The organism is Sulfitobacter sp. M85, from assembly GCF_029285915.1.
Lineage (GTDB): Bacteria > Pseudomonadota > Alphaproteobacteria > Rhodobacterales > Rhodobacteraceae > Sulfitobacter > Sulfitobacter faviae.
Genome location: NZ_JABECQ010000004.1, coordinates 348,432 through 370,091, shown reverse-complemented (window position 1 = coordinate 370,091; position 21,660 = coordinate 348,432). Strand labels below are relative to the sequence as shown.

At 63.2% G+C, this 21,660-nt stretch carries 24 protein-coding genes and 1 riboswitch; of the genes, 11 read left to right on the top strand and 13 right to left on the bottom strand.

The annotated features are described in order from the left end of the window. Positions 1-52: 52 nt before the first annotated feature. The 3 genes from aroA to HKX24_RS10505 are packed head-to-tail and all read left to right on the top strand — an operon-like array spanning position 53 to position 2,528. Positions 53-1,405 (top strand): 3-phosphoshikimate 1-carboxyvinyltransferase, encoded by a 1,353-nt coding sequence (aroA, locus tag HKX24_RS10515; protein WP_209217349.1) that lies wholly within the window; start codon positions 53-55, stop codon positions 1,403-1,405. Continuing rightward, entirely contained in the window at positions 1,402-1,905 is a 504-nt protein-coding gene (locus tag HKX24_RS10510) for a hypothetical protein (RefSeq protein ID WP_271691855.1), read from the top strand. The genes aroA and HKX24_RS10510 overlap by 4 nt, the downstream gene beginning before the upstream one ends. Then, entirely contained in the window at positions 1,902-2,528 is a 627-nt protein-coding gene (locus HKX24_RS10505; protein WP_271689435.1) for a d(CMP) kinase, read from the top strand. Before HKX24_RS10510 ends, HKX24_RS10505 begins: the two co-directional genes overlap by 4 nt. A 46-nt stretch (positions 2,529-2,574) precedes the next feature. Here the strand turns inward: HKX24_RS10505 and metK are convergent, their stop codons facing one another. The 7 genes from metK to HKX24_RS10470 all read right to left on the bottom strand — a co-directional run bounded on the left by metK (position 2,575) and on the right by HKX24_RS10470 (position 8,836). Next, positions 2,575-3,756: a methionine adenosyltransferase gene (metK, locus tag HKX24_RS10500; protein WP_271691856.1), complete on the bottom strand. Its 1,182-nt coding sequence runs from the start codon at positions 3,754-3,756 to the stop codon at positions 2,575-2,577. A gap of 4 nt (positions 3,757-3,760) precedes the next feature. Beyond that, positions 3,761-3,809, bottom strand: a riboswitch (SAM-SAH riboswitch). Positions 3,810-3,840: 31 nt separating this feature from the next. Beyond that, a complete protein-coding gene (gene lnt, locus HKX24_RS10495) occupies positions 3,841-5,340 on the bottom strand; it encodes an apolipoprotein N-acyltransferase (protein ID WP_271691857.1) in 1,500 nt (499 codons plus the stop codon). Next, a complete protein-coding gene (locus tag HKX24_RS10490) occupies positions 5,337-6,239 on the bottom strand; it encodes a hemolysin family protein (RefSeq protein ID WP_271691858.1) in 903 nt (300 codons plus the stop codon). The genes lnt and HKX24_RS10490 overlap by 4 nt, the downstream gene beginning before the upstream one ends. 27 nt (positions 6,240-6,266) lie before the next feature. Then, a complete protein-coding gene (gene ybeY / locus HKX24_RS10485; protein WP_271691859.1) occupies positions 6,267-6,812 on the bottom strand; it encodes an rRNA maturation RNase YbeY in 546 nt (181 codons plus the stop codon). Then, positions 6,787-7,776, bottom strand: coding sequence for a PhoH family protein (locus HKX24_RS10480; RefSeq protein ID WP_067261409.1), 990 nt, complete (start codon positions 7,774-7,776; stop codon positions 6,787-6,789). The genes ybeY and HKX24_RS10480 overlap by 26 nt, the downstream gene beginning before the upstream one ends. 147 nt (positions 7,777-7,923) lie before the next feature. Continuing rightward, complete coding sequence (locus tag HKX24_RS10475) at positions 7,924-8,247, bottom strand: hypothetical protein (RefSeq protein WP_197470808.1); 324 nt, start codon at positions 8,245-8,247, stop codon at positions 7,924-7,926. 13 nt (positions 8,248-8,260) lie between these two features. Further along, a complete protein-coding gene (locus HKX24_RS10470; protein WP_136720426.1) occupies positions 8,261-8,836 on the bottom strand; it encodes an OmpA family protein in 576 nt (191 codons plus the stop codon). A gap of 427 nt (positions 8,837-9,263) precedes the next feature. On the opposite strand from HKX24_RS10470, the gene HKX24_RS10465 reads away from it, so the two are divergent. Then, a complete protein-coding gene (locus HKX24_RS10465) occupies positions 9,264-9,605 on the top strand; it encodes a hypothetical protein (protein ID WP_271691860.1) in 342 nt (113 codons plus the stop codon). A 53-nt stretch (positions 9,606-9,658) separates the two neighbouring features. Here HKX24_RS10465 and miaB read toward each other — a convergent pair whose 3' ends face one another. Next, a complete protein-coding gene (gene miaB / locus HKX24_RS10460; RefSeq protein ID WP_276154002.1) occupies positions 9,659-10,963 on the bottom strand; it encodes a tRNA (N6-isopentenyl adenosine(37)-C2)-methylthiotransferase MiaB in 1,305 nt (434 codons plus the stop codon). A 122-nt stretch (positions 10,964-11,085) separates the two neighbouring features. Here miaB and HKX24_RS10455 point away from each other — a divergent pair, with 122 nt between their 5' ends. From HKX24_RS10455 to HKX24_RS10440, 4 genes are all read left to right on the top strand, one after another. Beyond that, the gene (locus HKX24_RS10455; RefSeq protein WP_271691862.1) at positions 11,086-11,955 is read left to right on the top strand and encodes a hypothetical protein; all 870 of its coding nucleotides are present in this window, start codon (positions 11,086-11,088) and stop codon (positions 11,953-11,955) included. A 324-nt stretch (positions 11,956-12,279) separates the two neighbouring features. Continuing rightward, on the top strand, positions 12,280-12,972 hold the full coding sequence (locus HKX24_RS10450) for a phosphatidylserine decarboxylase (RefSeq protein WP_209217358.1): 693 nt from the start codon (positions 12,280-12,282) through the stop codon (positions 12,970-12,972). A gap of 10 nt (positions 12,973-12,982) precedes the next feature. Continuing rightward, positions 12,983-13,762: a CDP-diacylglycerol--serine O-phosphatidyltransferase gene (pssA, locus tag HKX24_RS10445; protein ID WP_271691863.1), complete on the top strand. Its 780-nt coding sequence runs from the start codon at positions 12,983-12,985 to the stop codon at positions 13,760-13,762. A gap of 1 nt (position 13,763) precedes the next feature. Then, complete coding sequence (locus HKX24_RS10440; RefSeq protein ID WP_271691864.1) at positions 13,764-14,381, top strand: class I SAM-dependent methyltransferase; 618 nt, start codon at positions 13,764-13,766, stop codon at positions 14,379-14,381. Between the two features lie 31 nt (positions 14,382-14,412). Here the strand turns inward: HKX24_RS10440 and irrA are convergent, their stop codons facing one another. Continuing rightward, complete coding sequence (gene irrA / locus HKX24_RS10435; protein ID WP_271691865.1) at positions 14,413-14,832, bottom strand: iron response transcriptional regulator IrrA; 420 nt, start codon at positions 14,830-14,832, stop codon at positions 14,413-14,415. A 163-nt stretch (positions 14,833-14,995) separates the two neighbouring features. Here irrA and fabA point away from each other — a divergent pair, with 163 nt between their 5' ends. Then, entirely contained in the window at positions 14,996-15,505 is a 510-nt protein-coding gene (gene fabA / locus HKX24_RS10430; protein WP_067261401.1) for a bifunctional 3-hydroxydecanoyl-ACP dehydratase/trans-2-decenoyl-ACP isomerase, read from the top strand. Positions 15,506-15,564: 59 nt separating this feature from the next. On the opposite strand, the gene HKX24_RS10425 is transcribed toward fabA, so the two are convergent. Beyond that, a complete protein-coding gene (locus tag HKX24_RS10425; RefSeq protein ID WP_271693842.1) occupies positions 15,565-16,161 on the bottom strand; it encodes an SDR family oxidoreductase in 597 nt (198 codons plus the stop codon). Between the two features lie 72 nt (positions 16,162-16,233). Then, on the bottom strand, positions 16,234-17,613 hold the full coding sequence (locus HKX24_RS10420; protein ID WP_271691866.1) for an NAD-dependent succinate-semialdehyde dehydrogenase: 1,380 nt from the start codon (positions 17,611-17,613) through the stop codon (positions 16,234-16,236). 163 nt (positions 17,614-17,776) lie between these two features. On the opposite strand from HKX24_RS10420, the gene fabB reads away from it, so the two are divergent. Further along, positions 17,777-19,006 carry a beta-ketoacyl-ACP synthase I gene (gene fabB / locus HKX24_RS10415; RefSeq protein ID WP_271691867.1) on the top strand — a complete coding sequence of 410 codons (1,230 nt, stop codon included), beginning with the start codon at positions 17,777-17,779 and terminating at the stop codon, positions 19,004-19,006. Positions 19,007-19,015: 9 nt separating this feature from the next. Beyond that, entirely contained in the window at positions 19,016-19,807 is a 792-nt protein-coding gene (locus tag HKX24_RS10410; protein ID WP_271691868.1) for an enoyl-ACP reductase, read from the top strand. Positions 19,808-19,991: 184 nt separating this feature from the next. Here HKX24_RS10410 and HKX24_RS10405 read toward each other — a convergent pair whose 3' ends face one another. Both HKX24_RS10405 and HKX24_RS10400 read right to left on the bottom strand, forming a co-directional pair. After that, entirely contained in the window at positions 19,992-21,107 is a 1,116-nt protein-coding gene (locus tag HKX24_RS10405) for a class I SAM-dependent RNA methyltransferase (protein WP_271691869.1), read from the bottom strand. A 97-nt stretch (positions 21,108-21,204) separates the two neighbouring features. Continuing rightward, positions 21,205-21,642: a peptidylprolyl isomerase gene (locus HKX24_RS10400; RefSeq protein ID WP_271691870.1), complete on the bottom strand. Its 438-nt coding sequence runs from the start codon at positions 21,640-21,642 to the stop codon at positions 21,205-21,207. Positions 21,643-21,660: the final 18 nt, after the last annotated feature.

Below are 21,660 nucleotides of genomic sequence, written 5' to 3'. Positions count from 1 at the left end.
CGCTGCCGCCCGCCTGCGATAATAGGAACCTTGAGCAGATCAGAGGTACCTCATGTCCAGTCACGGCAGCCCCATTCCTATGTCATCGCGCGCCTGCGGGCCGCTTAGCGGCACCGCCGAAGTGCCCGGCGACAAGTCGATCTCGCACCGCAGCCTGATCCTTGGCGCCATGGCCGTGGGCGAGACCACGATCACCGGGCTTTTGGAGGGGCAAGACGTGCTCGACACCGCCAAAGCCATGCGCGCTTTCGGGGCCGAGGTCGTCGACCACGGCGGCGGCTCCTATTCCGTGCACGGGGTGGGTGTCGGCGGCTTTGCCGAGCCGGACAATGTGATCGACTGCGGCAATTCCGGCACCGGCGTGCGGCTGTTGATGGGGGCGATGGCGACCTCTCCGATCTCGGTCACCTTCACGGGCGATGCCAGCCTCAACAGCCGCCCGATGGCGCGGGTGACCGATCCGCTGGCGCTGTTCGGCACGCAATCCGTGGGCCGCGCCGGGGGCCGCCTGCCGATGACGCTCGTGGGTGCCGCCGAGCCTGTGCCGGTGCGCTACACCGTGCCCGTGCCTTCGGCGCAGGTGAAATCCGCGGTGCTGCTGGCGGGGCTGAATGCGCCGGGCAAAACCGTGGTGATCGAGGCCGAAGCCACCCGCGACCATACCGAGCGGATGCTGGCGGGCTTTGGCGCCGAGATCACGGTTGAAGAGACCGACGAGGGCCGCGTCATCACCCTGACCGGCCAGCCCGAGTTGAAGCCGCAGCATATCGACGTGCCGCGCGACCCCTCCTCCGCCGCCTTCCCCGTATGTGCCGCGCTGATCGTGCCCGGCTCGGACGTGCTGGTACCGGGCATCGGGTTGAACCCGACCCGCGCGGGGCTGTTCACCACCCTGCGCGAGATGGGCGCGGACCTGACCTATGAAAACGAACGTACCGAGGGCGGCGAGCCTGTGGCCGACCTGCGCGCAAAGTTCTCGCCCAACCTCAGGGGCATCGAAGTCCCCCCCGAACGTGCGGCGAGCATGATCGACGAATACCCCGTGCTCTCGGTCGTGGCAGCCTGTGCCACCGGCGAGACCGTGATGCGCGGCGTCAAGGAACTCCGCGTCAAGGAAAGCGACCGGATCGAGGCCATGGCCAGCGGGCTGCGCGCCAATGGGGTCGCGGTCGAAGACGGGCCGGATTGGTGGACTGTCAAAGGGCTGGGCCACGGCAATATCCCCGGGGGTGCGACCTGCCAAAGCCATCTCGACCACCGTATCGCCATGTCGTTCCTGATCCTTGGCATGGTCGCGCAACAGCCGGTGCAGGTGGACGATGGCGGCCCCATCGCCACCTCCTTTCCAATTTTCGAGCCGCTGATGGCCTCTTTGGGTGCGCAGGTCGAACGGTTGCCTGCGTGACAGGCGACCGGCTGATCTGGCTCAGCCTTTGCGCTGCACTGGCCTTTGCAGCCCTTGCGGGCTTTGCCGAGACACATCTGCGCGCGGCGGGCATCGGCGTCTTGGACGGGCGGCTTCTGGGCTATGATCTGCCCGAGGTGCGCGCCTATCTGTCAGCACTCAGTCCCGAGCAGACGGCGCTGTATCTGGGCCAGTTCCGGCTGGCCGACACCGCCTTCCCCGCCCTCTTGGCGCTGGCCCTGCTGCTGTGGTTCCGTCGCTGGTCATCGGGCGGGCTGCGGCTGGGGCTGACGCTGGCCGTAGCGCTGTATCTGGGGGCGGATTACACTGAAAACATGCTGATCGGGCGGCTGGTCGAATTGGGGCCGGACCGGATCACCGCACAGGCCGTCGCAACGGCGAGCCTGTTCACAAAGGCGAAATGGTTGATACTGGCGGGCTGTTTCACGGCGGCCCTGCTGCTTGGCCTGCGGGCCCGGAACAAAAGGAATTTGCGATGACGGATAACAAAACCAACGGCATCACCGTTGCCATCGACGGCCCCGCCGCGGCGGGCAAAGGCACCGTGGCCAAGGCGGTGGCGGCACATTTCGGCTTTGCGCATCTCGACACCGGGCTTTTATACCGCGCGGTCGCGGCCAAGACCCTCACCGGGATGGACCCGGAAGAAGCGGCCCAGACCCTCGCCCCCGTCGATCTGGAAGACCCTACTCTGCGCAGCCCCGAGGTTGCCCAAGAGGCCAGCAAAGTGGCGGTGATCCCCGCGGTGCGTGCCGCCCTAGTGCGGTTCCAGCGCAGCTTTGCCACCCGCGCAGGTGGTGCGGTGCTTGACGGGCGCGACATCGGCACGGTGATCTGCCCCGACGCGCCGGTCAAACTCTTCATCACCGCCAGCCCCGAAGTGCGCGCACAGCGCCGTTTCGCCGAACTGTCGGGCAAGGGGATCGAGACCAGCTATGAAGATGTGTTGGAAGACGTGCGCCAGCGCGATCTACGCGACATGAGCCGGGACCAAGCGCCGCTGAAACCCGCCGAGGATGCGAAACAGATCGACACGACGGAAATGGCGATTGAAGATGCAGTGGCCGCCGCCGTGGCCTTGGTCGAGGCGAAACGGGGCTGACCTCCGCCGCGAAAGTGGGGGGCGCTGTCGCCCACCCCCTGAATACTTACACAGCCGCCTTCAACTGATCGACCAGATCGCGGCGCTCCCAGCTGAAACCGCCATCCGCGTCGGGCGCGCGGCCAAAGTGGCCATAGGCCGCCGTGCGCTGATAGATCGGCTTGTTCAACTGCAAATGCTCACGAATGCCGCGCGGGGTCAGGTCAATGATCTGGCGGATCGCTTTTTCGATCGCAGCGTCATGCACGTCACCGGTGCCATGGGTGTCGCAATAGATCGACAGCGGCTCGCTCACGCCAATCGCATAGCTCAGCTGGATGGTGCATTTGTTCGCCAGCCCCGCCGCCACGACGTTTTTCGCCAGATAGCGCGCCACATAGGCCGCCGAACGGTCGACCTTGGTCGGGTCTTTGCCCGAAAACGCCCCGCCGCCATGCGGTGCGGCCCCGCCATAGGTGTCCACGATGATCTTGCGGCCCGTGAGCCCCGCGTCGCCATCCGGCCCGCCGATCACGAAAACGCCGGTGGGGTTCACATGCCAAACGGTGTCGGCATCGATCCACCCCTCGGGCAGAACCTCTCGGATATAGGGCTCCACGATCTCGCGGATATCGGCGCTGGTCTGGCTTTCGCTCTCATGCTGGGTCGACAGCACGATGGAGCTTACGCCCACCGGTTTGCCGTTCTCGTAACGCACCGAAAGTTGGCTTTTCGCATCGGGCCGCAGGGTCGGCTCGGTCCCGTCTTTGCGCACCTCGGCCAGACGGCGCAGGATCGCATGGGCGTAGTGGATCGGCGCGGGCATCAACTCGGGCGTCTCATCGGTGGCGAAACCGAACATGATACCCTGATCGCCTGCGCCCTCTTCCTTGCCATCGGCGGCATCGACGCCTTGGGCGATATGCGCCGACTGCGGGTGCAGCAGATTGGTGATCTCACATGTCGCGTGGTGGAACTCATCCTGCTCGTAACCGATGTCTTTGATGCAGGCGCGGGCGATATCCTCGACACCCGCCAGATATTCATCGAGCTTGGTCTTGTTGGCCAGCCCGACCTCGCCCCCGATCACGACGCGGTTGGTGGTGGCAAAGGTTTCGGCGGCGACCCGCGCTTCGGGTTCCTCGCTGATGAAAGCGTCGAGGATGGCATCGGAAATCCGGTCGCAGACCTTATCCGGGTGCCCCTCGGAAACGGATTCCGAAGTGAAAGTATAGTTCTGACGGGACATGTAGTGCTCCAATAAAAATTACGCACCACGTCAGGAAGCCGTTGTGGTGCTCTCCCAACGGCTTAGACAACCGCTGGTGGATGGTCAATCGGCATTCCCCGGGCTGCGACGGCGGGCCACGGCAAGCCCGGCAAGGCAGAGGGTCAGAAGCAGGATTAAAGGCAAATCACCGCTGCGGCTATAGAGCGTGGGCGCCAGTGGCGCTGGCAGCGGCGCGTCGATGAAGCCTGCGGAATTGAGCGGCAGCGAAGCGATCACCCTCCCCTGCGGGTCGATCATCGCCGAGATGCCAGTATTGGCCGCCCGGGCCATGGGCAGCCCCTGCTCGATCGCGCGCATCCGCGCTTGGGCCAGATGCTGACGCGGGCCTGCGGCCTTGCCGAACCATGCGTCATTGGTCACCTGCATCAGGAAGGCGGGCCGCGCTGGCGCGGCGTTCACATCATGGGCAAAGACGGCCTCGTAGCAAATCAACGGCAATGCGGCGCCGAGCGATCCCATATCCAACACCTGCGCCCCCGGCCCGCTGGAAAAGCCGTTCCCCTCCTGCGCGGCGAGGCCGTGGATCCCGAAACGCGCCATCAGATCCCCCAAGGGCATGTATTCGCCAAAGGGCACGAGGTGATGTTTGTCATAAAGCTGATCGACCGCGCCGCCTTCGTCGAGCAGGACGAGCGAGTTGTAGTAGCGCATGTTCGACCGGCGCTGCACGCCCAGCGCCACCGGCACGTCCGAGGCCGCGCCGATCTCATCCAAAGCGCTGCCTGCCATGTCCAACGACCATGGGATCGCGGTCTCGGGCCAGATCACCAGATCGGGGGCCGTGCCTTCGTCTGGCGGTGCGGCGGCAGTGTAGTCGAGCTGGCGGGAGAAATAGAATTCAAAGGTATCGGGGTTCCACTTATCGCGTTGCGCAGCATTAGGCTGCACCAAACGGACCACGTTCTCGGTCAGCACCGCGGGCGGCGCTTGCGGGGGCAACAGCAACAGCAGCACCGTCGACAAGGCCAGCGCCCCCTGCCCCAACCGCAGGCTCAAAGGGCCGCGCAGCAGCAAGATCGCGGCAATGGCGAATAGCCAGAGGTTCAGCGCATAGGGGCCGACCCAGGCGAGGCCCTGCCCCGCCATCACGCCAACCAGTCCTTGAGCGGGCATGGCCCATGGGAAGCCGGTGAAAATATAGGCGCGCAGCAGTTCCACCGCCGCCCAAGTCAGCGCCAGCGCCAGCCCACGCTTCGGCGCGATCCAACGGGCGAGGCCAAAGGCCAGCCCCCAGAACAGCGCCATGCCAGCGGCCAGAAGGATCAGCGCAAAAGGCGCCATCCACCCATGCTGCGCCACATCGACCATGAAGGGCGAAACGATCCATTGCAGCGCATGCAGGAAATAGCCAAAACCAAAGCCCCAGCCTAAAAGCGCCGGGCGCATTGGCCCGCCGGATTGCGCGCGAAAAAGCCAAAACGCCGCCACCAGCCCGGCGAAGAGCAAAAGTGGCAGTTCATAAGGCGCTTGCCCGAAGGCTGCGATGGCCCCGGCGAGGGGGGCCAGCAGCAACCGGCCCCGCATCGCCAGCCGTTGCCTCATCCCCCGGCCCCTTGGGTGCGGACCCGCAACCGTTTGATGCGGCGCGGATCGGCGTCAATCACCTCGAACTCCGGACCATCAGGGTGCAAGACCACCTCGCCCCGCGCAGGCACGCGGCCCGACAGCATAAAGACCAAGCCCCCAAGCGTATCGATCTCTTCTTCGTCGACGGTTTCATGGTCGGTCAGGGAATGGCCAATCTCAGCCTCGAAATCCCCCAGTGGGGTCTTGGCGAGCGCGAGATAAGTGCCGGGCTTTTCGACCGTCCAATAGGTGCCCTCATCGACGTCATGTTCGTCTTCGATCTCACCTATGACCTGCTCGATCAGATCTTCGATGGTCACCAGCCCGTCGACACCGCCATATTCGTCGATCACCAGCGCCATATGCCGCCGCTCGGCCTGCATCTTGGTGAGCAGAACGCCGATGGTCATCGACGGCGGCACATAGACCAGTGGCCGCAGCAGGGTGCGCAGATCGAACTTGGTGTTTTTGCCGTTGAAACCGTGGTTTAGCGCAAGGTCTTTGAGGTGGACCATGCCCACGGGCGTGTCGAGCGTGCCATCATAGACCGGCAGGCGGGTCATCCCGCTTTCCTTGAAGACCGAGACCAGCTCATCCAGCGTGGCGCTGACCGGCACGGCGGTGATATCCGCCTTTGGGATCGCCACGTCATCGACCCGCATCCGGCGCAGGTTCATCATGCCATGGCCCGTGGGCCGCTCGGCCTCTGCCGAGGTCTCTGGCGTGTCCTCCTCGCTGTCCGATGGGCTTAATGCCTCGAACACCCGAGAGAAGAAATTGCCGGTGCGCATCGCGCCATCGTCCGGCTGCTCATGTCTGTCTTCATCTGTCAGCGCGCTCTGCGCCGCGTCAGATGATCCGTCTGTATCGCCCATTGGGTCCCGTCTGTGTTACAAAGCCCCTCAAGGCCCATTTTCCTTATATGGGTCATCATAACCCATTTTGCCAAGTATTTCGCGCTCCAACCCCTCCATCAACGTCGCGTCGGGGTCATTTTCATGGTCATAGCCCAGAAGATGCAACAGCCCGTGCACGATTAAATGGGTCACATGGGCATCTAATGGCTTCTCCGCCGCCGCGGCTTCGGCGGCGGAGGTCTCATAAGCCAAGGCGATGTCGCCCAGTTCGAGCATCCCGTCAATGCCGGGGGCGACAGGCAGCGGATCGCCGCCCGGGGTGACCGCCCCGCGTTCCTCGGCAGGCCAGCTTAGCACATTGGTCGCCCGCGCTTTGCCGCGAAAGTCTTCGTTTAGCGCGGCGATGCGGCTGTCGTCGCAGGCCAGCAGGGTCATCTCAGCGGCTTCGGCATCAAGGCCGAGATGGCCCAGGGTAGCCCGCGCCGCGGCATGAGCGCGCGCTTCAAGGTCGACCGCCGCCCAACGGTCGTCTTCGATCACGATGTCGAAATCTTCCAGCATCACGTCAAGCGGCACCGCTATCGGCCTCATAAGCTTCGATAATCGCGGCGACCAACGGATGGCGCACCACGTCTTTGGACGAGAAGTAGTTGAAGCTGATGCTGGGGATTTGCTTGAGCAAGCGCTCCGCATCCTGAAGCCCCGACTGCACCCCGCGCGGCAGGTCGATCTGGGTCCGGTCTCCGGTGATCACCATGCGCGAGTTCTGCCCCAGACGTGTCAGGAACATCTTCATCTGCATCGAAGTGGCGTTTTGCGCCTCGTCCAGCACCACGAAAGCGTTCGACAGCGTGCGGCCCCGCATGAAAGCCAACGGCGCGATCTCAATGCGTTTTTCCTCCAGCAGTTTGGCCAGTTGCTTGCTCGGCAAAAAGTCGTTCAGCGCGTCATAAAGCGGCTGCATATAGGGGTCGACCTTGTCCTTCATGTCGCCGGGCAGGTAGCCCAGCTTCTCGCCCGCTTCGACCGCAGGGCGGCTGAGGATGATCCGGTCCACATGGCCGCCAATGAACATCGACACGCCCACTGCCACGGCCAGATAGGTCTTGCCAGTGCCCGCAGGGCCGATACCAAAGGCCAGCTCGTTGTCGAAGAGCGATTGCACATAGGCTTTCTGCGCATCGGTGCGCGGCTCCACCCGTTTCTTGCGGGTCTGGATTTCGATCGCATCCGAGATCGGCATTTCAAGCTGGTCACCCTGACGCACGCCGGTGCCTGCGCCGGAGTTGCCCATACGCAGCAGACCGTCCACATCCGCAGGTTCAACCGCGCGGCCACTTTCAAGCCGGACATAGAGTGCATTGAGCAGGCTCTCGGCCTTCTCCACGGCCTCGCCCTCGCCCAGAATTTGCAGGTGATTGCCGCGCCGGATGATCTGCACCTCAAGCGATTTCTCGATGGCAGCCAGATGCGCGTCATAGGCGCCGCAGAGGTCGATCAAAAGGCGGTTGTCGGGAAATTCCACCACCCGTTCGGCCGCGGTTTCCGGTGTCATCAGATCAGTTGAAGGCAATGCGCGTATCCTTTGTGAAGCACTAAATGTTGAAATAGTCAGACCGGACCGAATTACCAACCCGTCGCGACAAAAAGGGCCGAAGCGCAACGCGCTCCGGCCCGGGGTCTGTGATATGGCCCGCCAAGGTCAGTTCGGGTCTTTGATGTTGGAGCCACCCTTGAAGTGGCCCGCGGTATGTGTCGGTGGCGCCACGCCCGAGCAGACCGGCTTCCCGAATTTATCGAGCCGTGCCGAAAGATAGCCCTCGACCCCGTCGTCGATGATCCAGTGGTCGCAACCGTTGGGATCGACCCAGATGCCCGCCTGAAGGTTGCTCAGGTGCTTTTTGTCGATGCCCCGGTCAAAGGTCTTGTCCGAAGGGTAGCCCCGGCCCAGACCGCCTTCGTAATCGGTACAGGCCGACAGGCCGACGGCACAGGCTGTGACCATGAGAAGTTTTGTCTTAATCACTTTTACGGTCCCTTCAGCGAATGCAGATGATTTCGACACGGCGGTTCTTGGCCATGTTCGCAGCGGAATTGTTCGGCACGGCGGGCATCCGTTCGCCATAGCCCCGCACATCGGCGATCTTGGCACCCACTTGATTGGCGATGCGCGCCACGGCATTGGCCCGGTTGTAGGACAGGCGCATGTTATAGGCGTCCGACGCGCGGCTGTCGGTATGGCCGGTGATGATGTAGGATACCGCCCCGGTCGATTGGAAAAAATTCGCCAGACGCGCCCGGCCTTGCGGCGAGATGCTGTATTTGTCGGTGGCGAAGAACTGATCCGCCTCCATCACGCCGCAGACATCGCCGCGGCGGCACACCGGAATGCCCTGCCGGGTGACATGGGGGGTCATATAGCCCTCGGCCCCGTCATCCATAACCCAATGTTCACAGCCATCCGGGTCAACCCAGATGGTCGGCGTGTAAACGCCCTTGTCACGGCCCTGTTGCGAGGGTGTCTGCGCATCGACCGAGGTGCTGGCCACGGTCAGCGCCGCCGCCATCGTCAGGCTGGCCATGGCGCGCAGTGCTTTGGAAATAGTGGGTCCCACAGCGTTTGTCCTATTCTAATTTCTGGTTCTTATCTTTGGCAAATGCGACCCCTCCCCGGACCCGCGCCTTTTGAGCATAGGGTCAGGTTAGGTAAAAACGGTCTCGCTGTGAAGCTGTGAAATCAACATTTTGTGGCCGAACCTTGGCGGCTTACAACGAATCCACCGCGGGGTAGCGGCGAAACGGCTTCGGAGCGCGGCCATTTCTCCCTGCCCCGAACCGCCGAAAACAGGCCATTGGAGATGGCTTGGCGACAATCCCGCGCAAGCCCTTGGGATTGTTCGCAAAGAGCAGCCCCTGCCATTGAATCTTCTTGAAAACCGCACCTTTAGACCTAAACCTCTTTCCATCGGATCGCGAGGGTGGGACTTCGCGCGGCTTTGCCGATCTTGATTTCTGCAATAAAAACTGGGGGACCAACTTATGATGAAAACGCTACTCGCCACCGCCGTCACCGGCCTGCTTGCCCTGCCCGCTTTCGCGGGGGGTGTGAAATACGCCTATCACAACCAAGGTGTGGCCCATCCCACGGGCAATGTGATCCACGTCAGCTGCTACCGCGGCCCGTGGAACGACGTAATCTGGGACCGGCCAAACTCGGTTTTTGTGGATAGCCTCGTGGCCGTGGGCTATGACTTTGCCACCGCCCATGCCGTGGCAGAACGGGTCTGCCGGGATCACACACTCGTCGGCAACCCCGAGGGGCTGAAAGCGACGATGAAACGGATCTTTGCGGACGCCGCATCGCACCGCAAACACAACTACTGACAAGCCAAGGGTGCGCGGCGACGCGCACCCGATGCAGCTTTAGGGGATGCCGATCAGACCAGAACAGCGGCCAGAGAGTTCGTCTTGGCCTCGGTCACCCGCACGCGCTGGATATCACCGATCTGTGCCGTGCTATCCTCGATATGCACCGCATGCAGATACTCCGACTTGCCCAGCATCTGACCGGGTAGACGGCCCTTTTTCTCAACCAGAACCGAGACTTCGCGCCCCACCATCGACTGCTGGATTTCCTGCTGGTGCTGGGTGATCAGCCCTTGCAGACGCTGCAAACGGTCATCGGCCACGGCTGCATCGACCAGCGGGCGTTCGGCGGCGGGCGTGCCGGGGCGGGTGGAGTATTTGAAGGAATAGGCATATCCGTAGCGCACCTGCCGAACGAGTTCCATCGTGGCCTCGAAATCCGCTTCGGTCTCTTCCGGGAAACCGACGATGAAGTCGCCTGACAGCACGATGTCGGGCCGCGCTTCGCGGATGCGCTCGAGCAGTTTGAGGTAGCTCTCGGCGGTGTGGCTGCGGTTCATCCGTTTCAGGATATGGTCGCTGCCCGACTGCACCGGCAGATGCAGATAGGGCATCAGTTCAGGCACTTCGCCATGGGCCGCGATCAGATCATCGCCCATGTCGTTGGGGTGGCTGGTGGTGTAGCGGATACGCTCCAGCCCGTCGATCTTGGCCAGCGCCCGGATCAACCCGGCCAGCGTCACGCCGCCGTGGTAGGCGTTGACGTTCTGGCCCAGCAAGGTGACCTCGCGCACGCCGCGCTCGACCAAATTACGGGCCTCCTCTAACACCTTCTCGGCGGGGCGGGAGACTTCGGCGCCGCGGGTATAGGGCACCACGCAGAAGGCGCAGAACTTGTCGCAGCCCTCTTGCACGGTCAGAAAGGCGGCGGGGGCGCGTTTCGCCTTGGGGCGGCCCTTGAGGTGGTCGAATTTGTCTTCTGCCGGGAAATCAGTGTCGAGCGCGCTTTGCCCGCCCTGCACCTTCGCCTCCATCTCCGGCAGGCGGTGATAGCTTTGCGGGCCGACCACCAGATCGACGGCGGGCTGGCGGCGCATGATCTCTTCGCCCTCGGCTTGGGCCACACAGCCCGCCACGCCGATCTTCAGATCGGGCCGCGCGTCTTTCAGCGGCTTCAGACGGCCCAGTTCGGAATAGACCTTCTCCGCCGCCTTCTCGCGAATGTGGCAGGTGTTGAGCAGGATCATATCCGCGTCATCGGCGCGGTCGGTGGTGACATAGCCCTGCCCGCCCAGGCTCTCGGCCATGCGTTCGCTGTCATAGACGTTCATCTGGCAACCATAGGTCTTGATGAACAGCTTTTTCGGTTGGGTCATGGCGGGCATCCAAGGGTTTTGACGGATTTCGGGCAGATGGCGTCGTCTAACAGCGGTGGCCGCGTCTTGCAATGCACCCGGAATTGGCCGACTTTACCGGCGGCAAATTCCAGCGGGGGCCTATGCGGTATCGCGATCTCGACCAGCTTATCAAAGAGGCCCGCACGGCGCTGAACGCAGGCCCTATCGCCATGATCTTGGTCGAGGATGAGGTTGAGGTCGACACCACCCTGCGCCACCACCAGCAGGCGGGGTTCGACAGCGTCGTAGCGCTGATGCCCCCCGGTTTCGAGCTGCCCCGCGACTTGCAAGAAAGCGTGCTGCGGGTCGACTATGACACCACTGCCGAAGCCGCGTTGGAGCGGGCCGTGAACCGCATGATCGCGGCGGTGCCGGGGCAATGGCTTTATTACTGCTACAACGCCGAATACCTGTTCCACCCCTTCAGCGAGACACGCAACGTCAAAGAATTGCTGGCCTTTCACAGCGAAGAGCGGCGCGATGCCATGCTGGCCTATGTGGTGGACCTCTATGCGCTGGACCTCAAGCAACACCCCAATGCCGTCTCACTGGATCAGGCGCATTTGGACCGCTCGGGCTATTACGCGCTGGCGCGCAAGGATGCGGCCCGGCAGGGGCACCCCAAGGAACGGCAGCTTGATTTCTTTGGTGGGCTGCGCTGGCGGTTCGAGGAACATGTGCCGCCGCACAGCCGCAAGATCGACCGTATTCCGCTGTTTCGCGCCAAACCGGGGCTGAAGCTGCGCGGCGACCACACGTTCAACGACGAGGAATACAACACCTACGCCTGCGAATGGCATCACAACGTCACGTCGGCGATCTGCTCGTTCCGCACGGCCAAGGCGCTGAAGCGCAATCCCGGCAGCCGCTATGACATCCCCACATTCCAGTGGCACAACTCCGAGCCGTTCGAGTGGCATTCCCGGCAGCTGATGGATCTGGGTTTGATGGAGCCGGGGCAGTGGTTTTGACAGGCTCCCCCTTTTAACTGACCCGCCCGGTGGCACACCGGGCATCGCCCTCCCTCCCCCCGGAGGGCGATCTTGCAACGTTTCGGTGGACGGGCCAGTCAGGGTCCAGAATGACTGTCCCTACATCACGCAAGCGCTCATCGCCCCCCAGGGAGGGCGACACCCTCAGCGCATGGCGGCTAACATTTTCGATGCCCGGAAAAGACGCCGCCGGTATCCGCTACACTCAGCCCGCAACCGCCCAAAAAACGCGCCCACCTAAAACCTCCTTGCACTCACCCGCTATGCACCTATGACGGAAGACAGCCTGAACGGGAGGGTCCGATGGCCGTCAACTTGCTCGACACATTCATCAAACCGATGCACCGCGAGGGCATCAAATTCGTGGCGATCTTCGCCGCTGTCACGCTTGTGCTCTTCGCCATCGAAGAAGTCCTCGGCTGGATCGGCGTCGGCCTGACGATCTGGTGCTACTACTTCTTCCGCGATCCCGAGCGCGTGACCCCCGACCGGCCCGACCTGATCGTCAGCCCCGCCGACGGCATCGTCTCACTCATCGAGCCTGCGGTGCCGCCCGCCGAACTGGGGATGCCGGATGTGCCGCTGACCCGCGTCAGCGTCTTCATGAGCGTCTTTAACTGCCACATCAACCGCGCCCCCGTCGCGGGCAAGGTGCAGGCCGTGGCCTACCGTCCGGGCAAATTCTTCAACGCCTCGCTCGACAAGGCCAGCGCCGACAATGAGCGCAACAGCCTGTGCATCCGCATGGACGACGGGCGCGACATCGCCGTGGTGCAGATCGCGGGCCTCGTGGCGCGGCGCATCGTCTGTTTCGTGAAATCCGGCGACGGGCTTGAGACCGGCGAACGCTTCGGCTTGATCCGCTTCGGCTCCCGGCTAGATGTTTACCTGCCCGAAGGCGTCGACCCGATGGTGCGCATCGGGCAGACCATGGTCGCCGGGGAAACCGTGCTGGCCGAGTTGAAACAGCCGGTCATAGAGACCGCCCCGCTTTAGGAAACACCCCATGCGCCCCCCTTCTGAAAAGACCGGCGCGGACCTTGCGCTGATCCAGCTTCTGCCCAATGCGCTGACGATCACCGCGATTTGCGCAGGGCTTTCAGCGATCCGCTTTGGGGTGCAGGGCAACTATGTGCTGGCGGTGCAACTGATCCTTTTGGCCTGCGTGCTGGATGGGTTGGACGGGCGGCTTGCGCGGCTCTTGCGGTCTTCCAGCCCGATGGGGGCGGAATTGGACTCGCTGGCCGATTTTTTGAACTTCGGCGTGGCCCCGCCGCTGATCCTCTATTTCTGGGCGCTGCAAGACATGCGCAGCGCGGCGTGGATTTCCGTGCTCGTCTACGCGGTCTGCTGCGTGGTGCGGCTGGCGCGGTTCAACGTCAACGACAAGGCCGAAGCGGCCAAGGCCAAGAATGGCGATGCGGTGGGCGAATCCGGTTCCTTTTTCACCGGCATCCCCTCGCCCGCAGGCGCGCTGCTGGTGCTCTTGCCGATGACCCTGTCTTTTGCCTTTCACAACCGGCCCATTCTGCCGGATTGGATGATCTGCCTGCATATGGTGCTGATCGGATTTCTGATGATCAGCCGCATCCCCACATGGTCTTTCAAAACCACCAAAGTCTCCCGACGCCATGTGAAATACCTGCTGGTGGGCGTGGCAATTTTCGCCGCCGCCCTTGCCACCTATGCATGGACCACTCTGGTCGTGCTCTGCGTGGCCTATATCGGCATGGTGATCTGGGGGCTTTTGAGAGCACGGAAAACGAGTTTAACCAAAAGGAATTGAAATGGACATCAAGGCGGTCGAGACATCCTATGCCCGTTGGGCACCGATCTACGACAAGACCTTCGGCGCGCTGACCAGCGGCGGTCGCCGCCATGTCGTGGCCCATATCAACAAGGGCAGCGGCTCTGTCCTCGAAGTGGGTGTCGGCACCGGCCTGTCCCTGCCCCACTACGCGCCGCACCTCTCCGTCACAGGCATTGATTTCAGCGACGAGATGCTCGCCAAGGCCCGCCAGCGCGTCACCCGTGAAGGGCTGCAACATGTAGCTGACCTGCGCCAGATGGACGCGCGCCACCTCGACTTCCCCGATGCCACTTTCGACACGATCGCTGCGATGCATGTGCTCTCCGTGGTGCCCGAGCCTGAGCGCGTGATGGAGGAAATCGCCCGCGTGCTGAAGCCCGGCGGTCAGGTGGTTATTGCCAACCATTTCATGCGCACCACGGGGGTTCTGGGCTTTCTGGAAAAAGTCTCGGCCCCCTTCGCAAATACGCTCGGCTGGCATTCTGATTTCGAGATGGAAACCGTGCTGCAACAAGACGCGCTGGAGGTCGAAGACGAACGCGCCCTGCCGCCCATGGGCATGATGACCTTCCTAGTGTTGCGCAAACGCGGCTGATCACGCAGGCGGCGGGGCCTGCCCCGCCGGTTCAGGTCTTCCGGCGCAGCCGGATCACCACATCGACCGAGGCAATCTCGGCCCCCTCGGGGGCATCGGGAAGCTGCGCGATCACCAACTCTTCCGAGGGCGCATCGGTCAGCTTGCTGTCGTCTTCCCAAAAGAAATGCGGGTGGTCGTGGGTGTTGGTGTCGAAATAGCTTTTCGAGCCATCCACGGTCACCTCCTGCAACAGCCCGGCATCGCAGAACGCCCGCAGCGTGTTATAGACCGTGGCCAGCGAGACAGCCTCGCCCTGCCCCTTCGCAGCCTCAAACAGGCTTTCGGCGGTGACGTGGCGGTCTTGCCCATCGCCCACCAGAAGGTTCGCCAGCGTGACACGTTGGCGCGTGGGGCGCAGCCCGGCCTGAGCCAACCAGCGCGTTCCGACCTCTTGTACCTCTGCGCACATCAGTTCCCTGCCTTTCAGGGTCATATAAAGGAGGAAATCCCCGGTTTTCAATTGAAAACCTTGCACCAATCGTCGCAGCGTCCCTGCCGCGCCCTTGCGGCACGCGGCGGCGGGGTGCTAAACGGGGCCGGATGTTATAACAGAGCAGCAGGAGAGCCGCAGGATGGCCGACTACCCCACGAGTTTCGACAAGGAAGATCTGCTGAAATGCGCCCGCGGTGAGCTTTTCGGCCCCGGCAACGCACAGCTTCCCGCCCCGCCGATGCTCATGATGGACCGGATCACCGATGTCTCGGCCGATGGCGGCGCTCATGGCAAGGGCCATATCACCGCCGAATTCGATATCACCCCGGACCTGTGGTTCTTTGAGTGCCACTTCCCCGGCAATCCGATCATGCCCGGCTGCCTTGGCCTTGACGGCCTGTGGCAGCTCACGGGCTTCAACCTCGGCTGGCGTGGCTGGCAGGGGCGCGGCTATGCGCTTGGCGTGGGTGAGGTGAAGCTCACCGGGATGGTACGCCCGGACCGCAAGATGCTGACCTATAAGATTGATTTCACCAAGGCGATCCAAACCCGCCGCCTGACCATGGGCGTGGCCGATGGCATCGTCGAGGCGGACGGCGAGGTGATCTATCAGGTAAAAGACATGAAAGTCGCCCTCAGCGAGAGCTGAAGCGCTGCGACTTTACGGATATGAAAAGGGGGCCGCACGGCCCCCTTTTGCATTGTCGCTCAAAGCGTCTGCATTTCCTGCACCTTACCGTCATGACGTCCGGTCACAGCGGCCTCGGCCAATACGGCTGCCACATCGGCACGACGCGCCTCGCCCTTCTGATCGACACCCTCGCCCAGATTGACCGCATTGGTCTTGGGGTCATCGGTCAGCGCCACGGGCCGCAGGATCGAATGGGTCAGGCCGGATGCTTGCAGATGTTCATCCGCCGCCTGCTTCGCCTTCAGGTAATGGGTCATCTCATGATCCTCCGGCGGATTATCGGCGCCCACCGAACTCAGCATCACAAAGCGGTCGACCTCGGCCTCGCGGGCCAGATCGACCAGACGCTGCGCGCCTTCGCGGTCGACCTTCTCAGTCATCTCCGGCCCCGTGCTGCCGCCCGACCCGGCGGCGAAAACAACGGCGTCTACACCGTCGCACATACCCGCTTGCAGGTTGGTCAGATCACCCTTCCGCTCTTCGGTGCCCTCGGGCAGCACAGAGGTATCAGAACCGTCGCGCACCAGTGCGATGGGCTCGGCCCCGCGATCTTTCAATTCACTGACGAGCAGACGCCCGGTTTTGCCGGTCGCACCGGCGACAAGTACTTTCATGGTCATATGGAACCTCTCGGAATTTAGTTTGATACCGGCGAGCGGCGTTTCGCGCCGCCCACCCTTTGCCGGTTACGACGGCAGGAAAATCGACTTGGCGTTGACGAACTCTTTCATGCCAAAGCCGCCGTGTTCGCGCCCATAGCCGGAATTCTTCACCCCGCCGAAGGGCATATTCGGATCGGCGGCGCCAAAGTTGTTGATCCGCACCATGCCGGTGTCGAACTCATCCCGCGCAAGGCGCAGGGCGTGCTCTTCATCCGTGCAGAAGATGCCGCCGCCCAGACCATAGCGGCTGTCATTGGCAATCCGCATCGCGTCTTCGTCATCCTTTGCCCGGATGACCGAGGCGACGGGTCCGAAGATCTCATCGTCATAGGCTGGCATGCCCGGCTTGACCTCGGCCAGAACGGTCGCGGGATAATAGGCACCCGTGCGGTCGGGCACTTCGCCACCGCAGAGCACCTTGGCGCCCTTCTCGACACTCTCTTTCACCTGATCGCGGACGGATTCGAACTGCTCTTGGCTCGACAGCGGCCCGAGCTTGGTGTCTTCGTCCATCGGATCGCCCATCGGGATCGCCTTCATCGCATCGACATAGGCGCTCACGAAAGCGTCGTAATTCTTCTCGGTCACGATGAAACGCTTGGCCGAGACGCAGGTCTGGCCGTTGTTATAAAGCCGCCCCATGGTCGAGAATTTCACCGCCGTTTCGATATCGGCGTCGTCCAGCACGAGGTAGGCGTCGTTCGAGCCCAGTTCGAGCACGGACTTCTTCAGATGTTTCGCGGCCTCGGCCCCGATATGGCTGCCCGCGCTGTCAGAACCGGTCATGGTCACGCCGCGCACCAGCTTATGGCCGATCAGCTTGTCGGAGGTATCGTGGTCAATGATGATAACGTTGAACAGGTCTTTGGGCAGGCCCGCTTCTTCGCAGATCTCTTTCAGACGCAAGCCGCTGCCGGTGCAGATTTCCGCGTGTTTCAGAACGCAGCCATTGCCGGTCATCAGGTTCGCGGCCAGCACGCGCACGGGCTGGTAGAGGGGGAAGTTCCACGGCTGGATCTGATAGATCACGCCGATGGGCTGATAGGTCACCACACCGCGCTTCTTGCCGCCCGCGTGTTTACGCTCTTCATCCTTCAGCATGTCGGGGCCGTTCTCAGCGGTATATTCGAAGATCTGGGCGCAGAGTTCGACCTCGGTCAGCCCGTCTTTGTAGAGCTTGCCGACCTCGCGGGTCATCAGTTCCGACAGGCTTTCCTTATTTTCGCGCAGCTTCTCGGCGATCTTTTTCAGATAGGGCGCGCGTTCGGCATGGGTCAGCTTGCGCCATTCCTTAAACGCCTCATGCGTGGCCTCGACCGCTTGGGTCGCTTCGGTTTCGGACATCACGTTATAGGTGTGGAGCACCTCTTCGGTGGCGGGATTTACCGTACTGATCTTGGGCATTCTAATCTCCTTTATGTCTCGTGAAGCCAACACCACCTGCCACTGCACCGTTCCATCACAGAACCTTGACCGCGACCTTCGCGCGCAGAGGATCGGCAAACCGCTTGCGCCGTATGGGCGTGCTGGCATACACCGGGGCTGCCAAAACAAAGGAGTGCTGCGCATGCGCCGCGTCGTCGTCACAGGGTTGGGGATTGTCTCATCCATCGGAAACAACGCCGAAGAAGTGCTCGAAGCACTGAAAAACGGCACCTCCGGGATCGAAGCCAGCCCGGAGATGGCCGAACACGGGTTCCGCAGCCGCGTGGCAGGGACGCTTAAGATCAATCTGGCCGATCACATCGACAAACGCACCTTGCGTTTCATGGGGCCGGGCGCGGGCTATGCCTATGTCGCCATGGATCAGGCGATCAAGGATGCGGGTCTCGACGAGGCGCAGATCAGCAACCCGCGCACCGGTCTGGTGGCAGGCTCGGGCGGGCCGTCGACCTCCGCCATGTTCGCCGCACATAACATCGTGAAGGACACCGGGGCGACCAAGCGCATCGGGCCCTTCGCCGTGCCCAAGTGCATGTCTTCGACCGTCAGCGCGAACCTCTCGACCGCCTTCAAGATCAAGGGCATCAACTATTCGATCACTTCCGCCTGCTCCACCTCGCTGCATTGTATCGGCAACGCGGCCGAGCAGATCATGCTGGGCAAGCAGGACGTGATGTTCGCCGGCGGCGGCGAGGAGTTGGACTGGACGCTGAGCTGCCTCTTCGACGCGATGGGGGCGATGTCCTCCAAATACAACGACGCGCCTGAGACGGCGAGCCGCGCCTTCGACGCGGACCGCGACGGTTTCGTGATCTCCGGCGGCGGCGGCATGCTGGTGCTGGAAGACCTCGACCACGCGCTGGCGCGCGGCGCGAAAATCTACGCCGAGGTGACCGGCTATGCCGCCACCAGCGACGGCCACGACATGGTTGCCCCTTCCGGTGAAGGCGGCGAGCGCGCGATGCGTCTTGCGCTGGAGACCCTGCCCGAGGGCCGCAAGGTGGGCTACATCAACGCCCATGGCACCTCGACCCCGGTGGGCGACGTGGGCGAGATCGAGGCCGTGCGCCGTGTCTTCGGTGAGGGCAACACCCCGCCCGTCAGCTCCACCAAGTCGATGACCGGCCACGCACAAGGCGCTGCCGGCGCGCTCGAGGCGATCTTCTCGCTGCTGATGCTCGACAACGATTTCATCGCCAAGTCGATCAACGTGCAAAACCTCGACCCCGCGCTCGATCCCTCCGAGATCGCGCTGGAGCGTGTCGACAACGCGGGCCTCGACTCGGTGATGACGAACTCCTTCGGGTTCGGCGGCACCAACGGGTCGATGATCCTGTCGAAATACCAAGGCTGAGGGCGCGGGATGTCTGGATTGCTTGCAGGAAAACGCGGCCTCGTCATGGGTGTGGCCAATGAACGCTCCATCGCTTGGGGCATCGCCAAGGCGATGGCCGAGGCCGGGGCGGAACTGGCCTTCACCTACCAGGGCGAAGCCTTTGGCAAGCGGCTGGAGCCGCTGGCGCAGAGCGTTGGCTCGAACTTCATGGTCGATGTGGACGTGACCGACGACGCCTCGCTCGACCGCGCCTTCGAGGAGCTTGGCGCGCGTTGGCCAACCATCGACTTCGTCGTACATGCCATTGCCTTTTCGGACAAATCCGAACTGACGGGGCGGTTTTTGAACACCAGCCGGGCGAACTTCAAGAACTCGATGGATATCTCGGCCTATTCCTTCATCGACGTGGCGCGCCGCGCGCATCCGCTGATGAAGGAGAACGGCGGCACGCTGATGACGCTGACCTACATGGGCTCGAACCGGGTGACGCCGAATTACAACGTGATGGGCGTGGCCAAGGCGGCGCTGGAAAGCGCGACGCGCTATCTGGCGAATGATCTGGGGCCGGAAGGCATCCGGGTGAACGCGATCTCGCCGGGTCCAATGAAGACGCTCGCGGGGGCTGCCATCGGCGGCGCGCGCAAGACCTACAAACACACGGATCAGAACGCGCCGCTGCGGTCCAATGCGACGCTGGAGGCTGTGGGCGGCACGGCGGTCTATCTGGCATCCGACGCAGGCGCCTGCACGACCGGCGAAATCATCCGCGTGGATGGCGGTTTCCACGTGCTGGGAATGCCGCAGGCGGAGCATCTTTAACCAGAGACTGAGGGCCATCGCCTGCCCGCGGGTGGGCGATCCTAGGGTGTTTCATGCCACTTTATGGTTCAGCCGTGACGTGACTTCGCCAAGTCGCGTCACGCCTCACCAAATCGCCTACCCGTCCGGGCGGGCAGGCGATGGCCCGGCGCCTGCGGCTTGATTCCGGGCCAAGTGGCAGCCTCTACCGCAACGCCTCGGTCTGCCAGAGCCACACCTTCATCCCGCCATGCGCAATCGCCGGCCCCTGCCCCTTCCACGGCAGCCCGGTCGCCTTCGCAAGCGGCGGCTCCGAGGTCACCAGCCCCACCCGCCAGCCGCGGAACCGCGCCTTCAGCGTCTCGCCCAGCGTCCCATAGAGCGGATAAAGCAGCTTCTTGTTGCCGATCCGCCCGCCGTAGGGCGGGTTCACGATCACCAGCCCAGGCGGGCCTTCGGGCGGCTGCACCTCCCCTGCCCCATGGCAGGCGAAGTGGCACCACGCCCCCACCCCGGCCCGGTCGGCATTGGCCGTGCTCATGCGGATCGCGCCCGCGTCCCGGTCGGAGCCGTGGAACCGCAGGGCAGGCTCGGCCTCCGCCCCCGCAGCGCGCATTTCGTCCCACGCCCCGGCATCGAAACTCGCCAGGTCCTCGAAGGCGAAGCGCCGCGAGCGCCCGGGCTTCAGCCCCGCCGCGATCTCGGCCGCCTCAATCAGGAACGTGCCCGAACCGCACATCGGGTCGACCACCGGCTCGCCGGGCGCATAGCCGCAGGACCGCAGCATCAGCGCCGCCATGTTCTCGCGCATCGGCGCCTTGCCCACGGCCTCCTTGTGGCCGCGCTTGTGCAGCGCCTCGCCAGAGGTATCGAGGCTGAAGGTCACCTGATTGTCGTGGATGCGGACCTTCAGCACCAGCGCCGCCTCGGCATCCACCGTGATGCCATGGCTTTCGCGCAGCGCCGTTTCGACCCGCTGCTGCGCCGCCCCGGCGTGGTAAATCTTGGATGCCTTCGTCGTCACCTGCACCTTCACCGGCACATCGGTGCGCAGCACATCGGTAAAGGGAAATTTACGACAGCGTTTGTCCAACTGCGCCAGATGGAAGGCCATGAAACCGCCGATCCGCGCCAGCACCCGCGCGGCGCCGCGCAGCTCCAGATTGGCGCGCCAGACCTCGGGCCAGCCGCCCTGCACGCTCACGCCACCGGGCTGGGCCTGCGCTGCTGCAAAACCTTTTTCCTGCGCTTCGGCGCAGAGCAAATCCTCAAGCCCGGGCGGGCAGACAAGGAAAATCTCGAATGTATCCGGGGTATCCATGGCCCCTGCATAAGCGCCAATGCGCGGGCGTGCGAGGGGAAAAGACGCCGGAGACGTCTTTGGGGCGTGCCGGGGGGAAGCCCCCCGGCCACCGATATCATGCCGCCGGAGCGATCTTGACCAGTTCGATGTCGAACCGCAGGTCTTTGCCCGCCAGCGGGTGGTTGGCGTCGAGCGTGACGGTGGTCTCGTCAACCTCGACCACGGTCACCGGCAGGGCCTGACCTTCGGGGGTCTGCATCTGCAGCTGCGTGCCGGGATCGAGCGGGATGTCCGCCGGGATGCCTTCGCGCGGCACGGCCTGACGCATCTCGGGGTTCACGGGGCCGTAAGCTTCGTCGCTGGGCACCTGAACGACCTTCTTGTCGCCCTCGGTCATGCCGGGCAGCGCGCTGTCGAGACCGGGGATGATCTGGCCCGAGCCCACGACGAACTCCAGCGGGTCACGGCCCTCGGAGCTGTCGAATGTGGTGCCGTCTTTCAACGTGCCGGTATAGTGAATCTGTACTGTGTCGCCGGATTTGACCTCAGCCATCGGGTGTCTCCAATCTGT

Bases quoted from the DNA above. Each gene is read 5' to 3' on its own strand.
- aroA (WP_209217349.1), top strand. From the start codon at position 53: ATGTCCAGTCACGGCAGCCCCATTCCTATGTCATCGCGCGCCTGCGGG.
- HKX24_RS10505 (WP_271689435.1), top strand. From the start codon at position 1,902: ATGACGGATAACAAAACCAACGGCATCACCGTTGCCATCGACGGCCCC.
- metK (WP_271691856.1), bottom strand. From the start codon at position 3,756: ATGTCCCGTCAGAACTATACTTTCACTTCGGAATCCGTTTCCGAGGGG.
- lnt (WP_271691857.1), bottom strand. From the start codon at position 5,340: ATGAGGCAACGGCTGGCGATGCGGGGCCGGTTGCTGCTGGCCCCCCTC.
- HKX24_RS10490 (WP_271691858.1), bottom strand. From the start codon at position 6,239: ATGGGCGATACAGACGGATCATCTGACGCGGCGCAGAGCGCGCTGACA.
- ybeY (WP_271691859.1), bottom strand. From the start codon at position 6,812: ATGAGGCCGATAGCGGTGCCGCTTGACGTGATGCTGGAAGATTTCGAC.
- HKX24_RS10480 (WP_067261409.1), bottom strand. From the start codon at position 7,776: ATGACACCGGAAACCGCGGCCGAACGGGTGGTGGAATTTCCCGACAAC.
- HKX24_RS10465 (WP_271691860.1), top strand. From the start codon at position 9,264: ATGAAAACGCTACTCGCCACCGCCGTCACCGGCCTGCTTGCCCTGCCC.
- miaB (WP_276154002.1), bottom strand. From the start codon at position 10,963: ATGACCCAACCGAAAAAGCTGTTCATCAAGACCTATGGTTGCCAGATG.
- HKX24_RS10455 (WP_271691862.1), top strand. From the start codon at position 11,086: ATGCGGTATCGCGATCTCGACCAGCTTATCAAAGAGGCCCGCACGGCG.
- HKX24_RS10450 (WP_209217358.1), top strand. From the start codon at position 12,280: ATGGCCGTCAACTTGCTCGACACATTCATCAAACCGATGCACCGCGAG.
- pssA (WP_271691863.1), top strand. From the start codon at position 12,983: ATGCGCCCCCCTTCTGAAAAGACCGGCGCGGACCTTGCGCTGATCCAG.
- HKX24_RS10440 (WP_271691864.1), top strand. From the start codon at position 13,764: ATGGACATCAAGGCGGTCGAGACATCCTATGCCCGTTGGGCACCGATC.
- irrA (WP_271691865.1), bottom strand. From the start codon at position 14,832: ATGTGCGCAGAGGTACAAGAGGTCGGAACGCGCTGGTTGGCTCAGGCC.
- fabA (WP_067261401.1), top strand. From the start codon at position 14,996: ATGGCCGACTACCCCACGAGTTTCGACAAGGAAGATCTGCTGAAATGC.
- HKX24_RS10425 (WP_271693842.1), bottom strand. From the start codon at position 16,161: ATGAAAGTACTTGTCGCCGGTGCGACCGGCAAAACCGGGCGTCTGCTC.
- HKX24_RS10420 (WP_271691866.1), bottom strand. From the start codon at position 17,613: ATGCCCAAGATCAGTACGGTAAATCCCGCCACCGAAGAGGTGCTCCAC.
- fabB (WP_271691867.1), top strand. From the start codon at position 17,777: ATGCGCCGCGTCGTCGTCACAGGGTTGGGGATTGTCTCATCCATCGGA.
- HKX24_RS10410 (WP_271691868.1), top strand. From the start codon at position 19,016: ATGTCTGGATTGCTTGCAGGAAAACGCGGCCTCGTCATGGGTGTGGCC.
- HKX24_RS10405 (WP_271691869.1), bottom strand. From the start codon at position 21,107: ATGGATACCCCGGATACATTCGAGATTTTCCTTGTCTGCCCGCCCGGG.
- HKX24_RS10400 (WP_271691870.1), bottom strand. From the start codon at position 21,642: ATGGCTGAGGTCAAATCCGGCGACACAGTACAGATTCACTATACCGGC.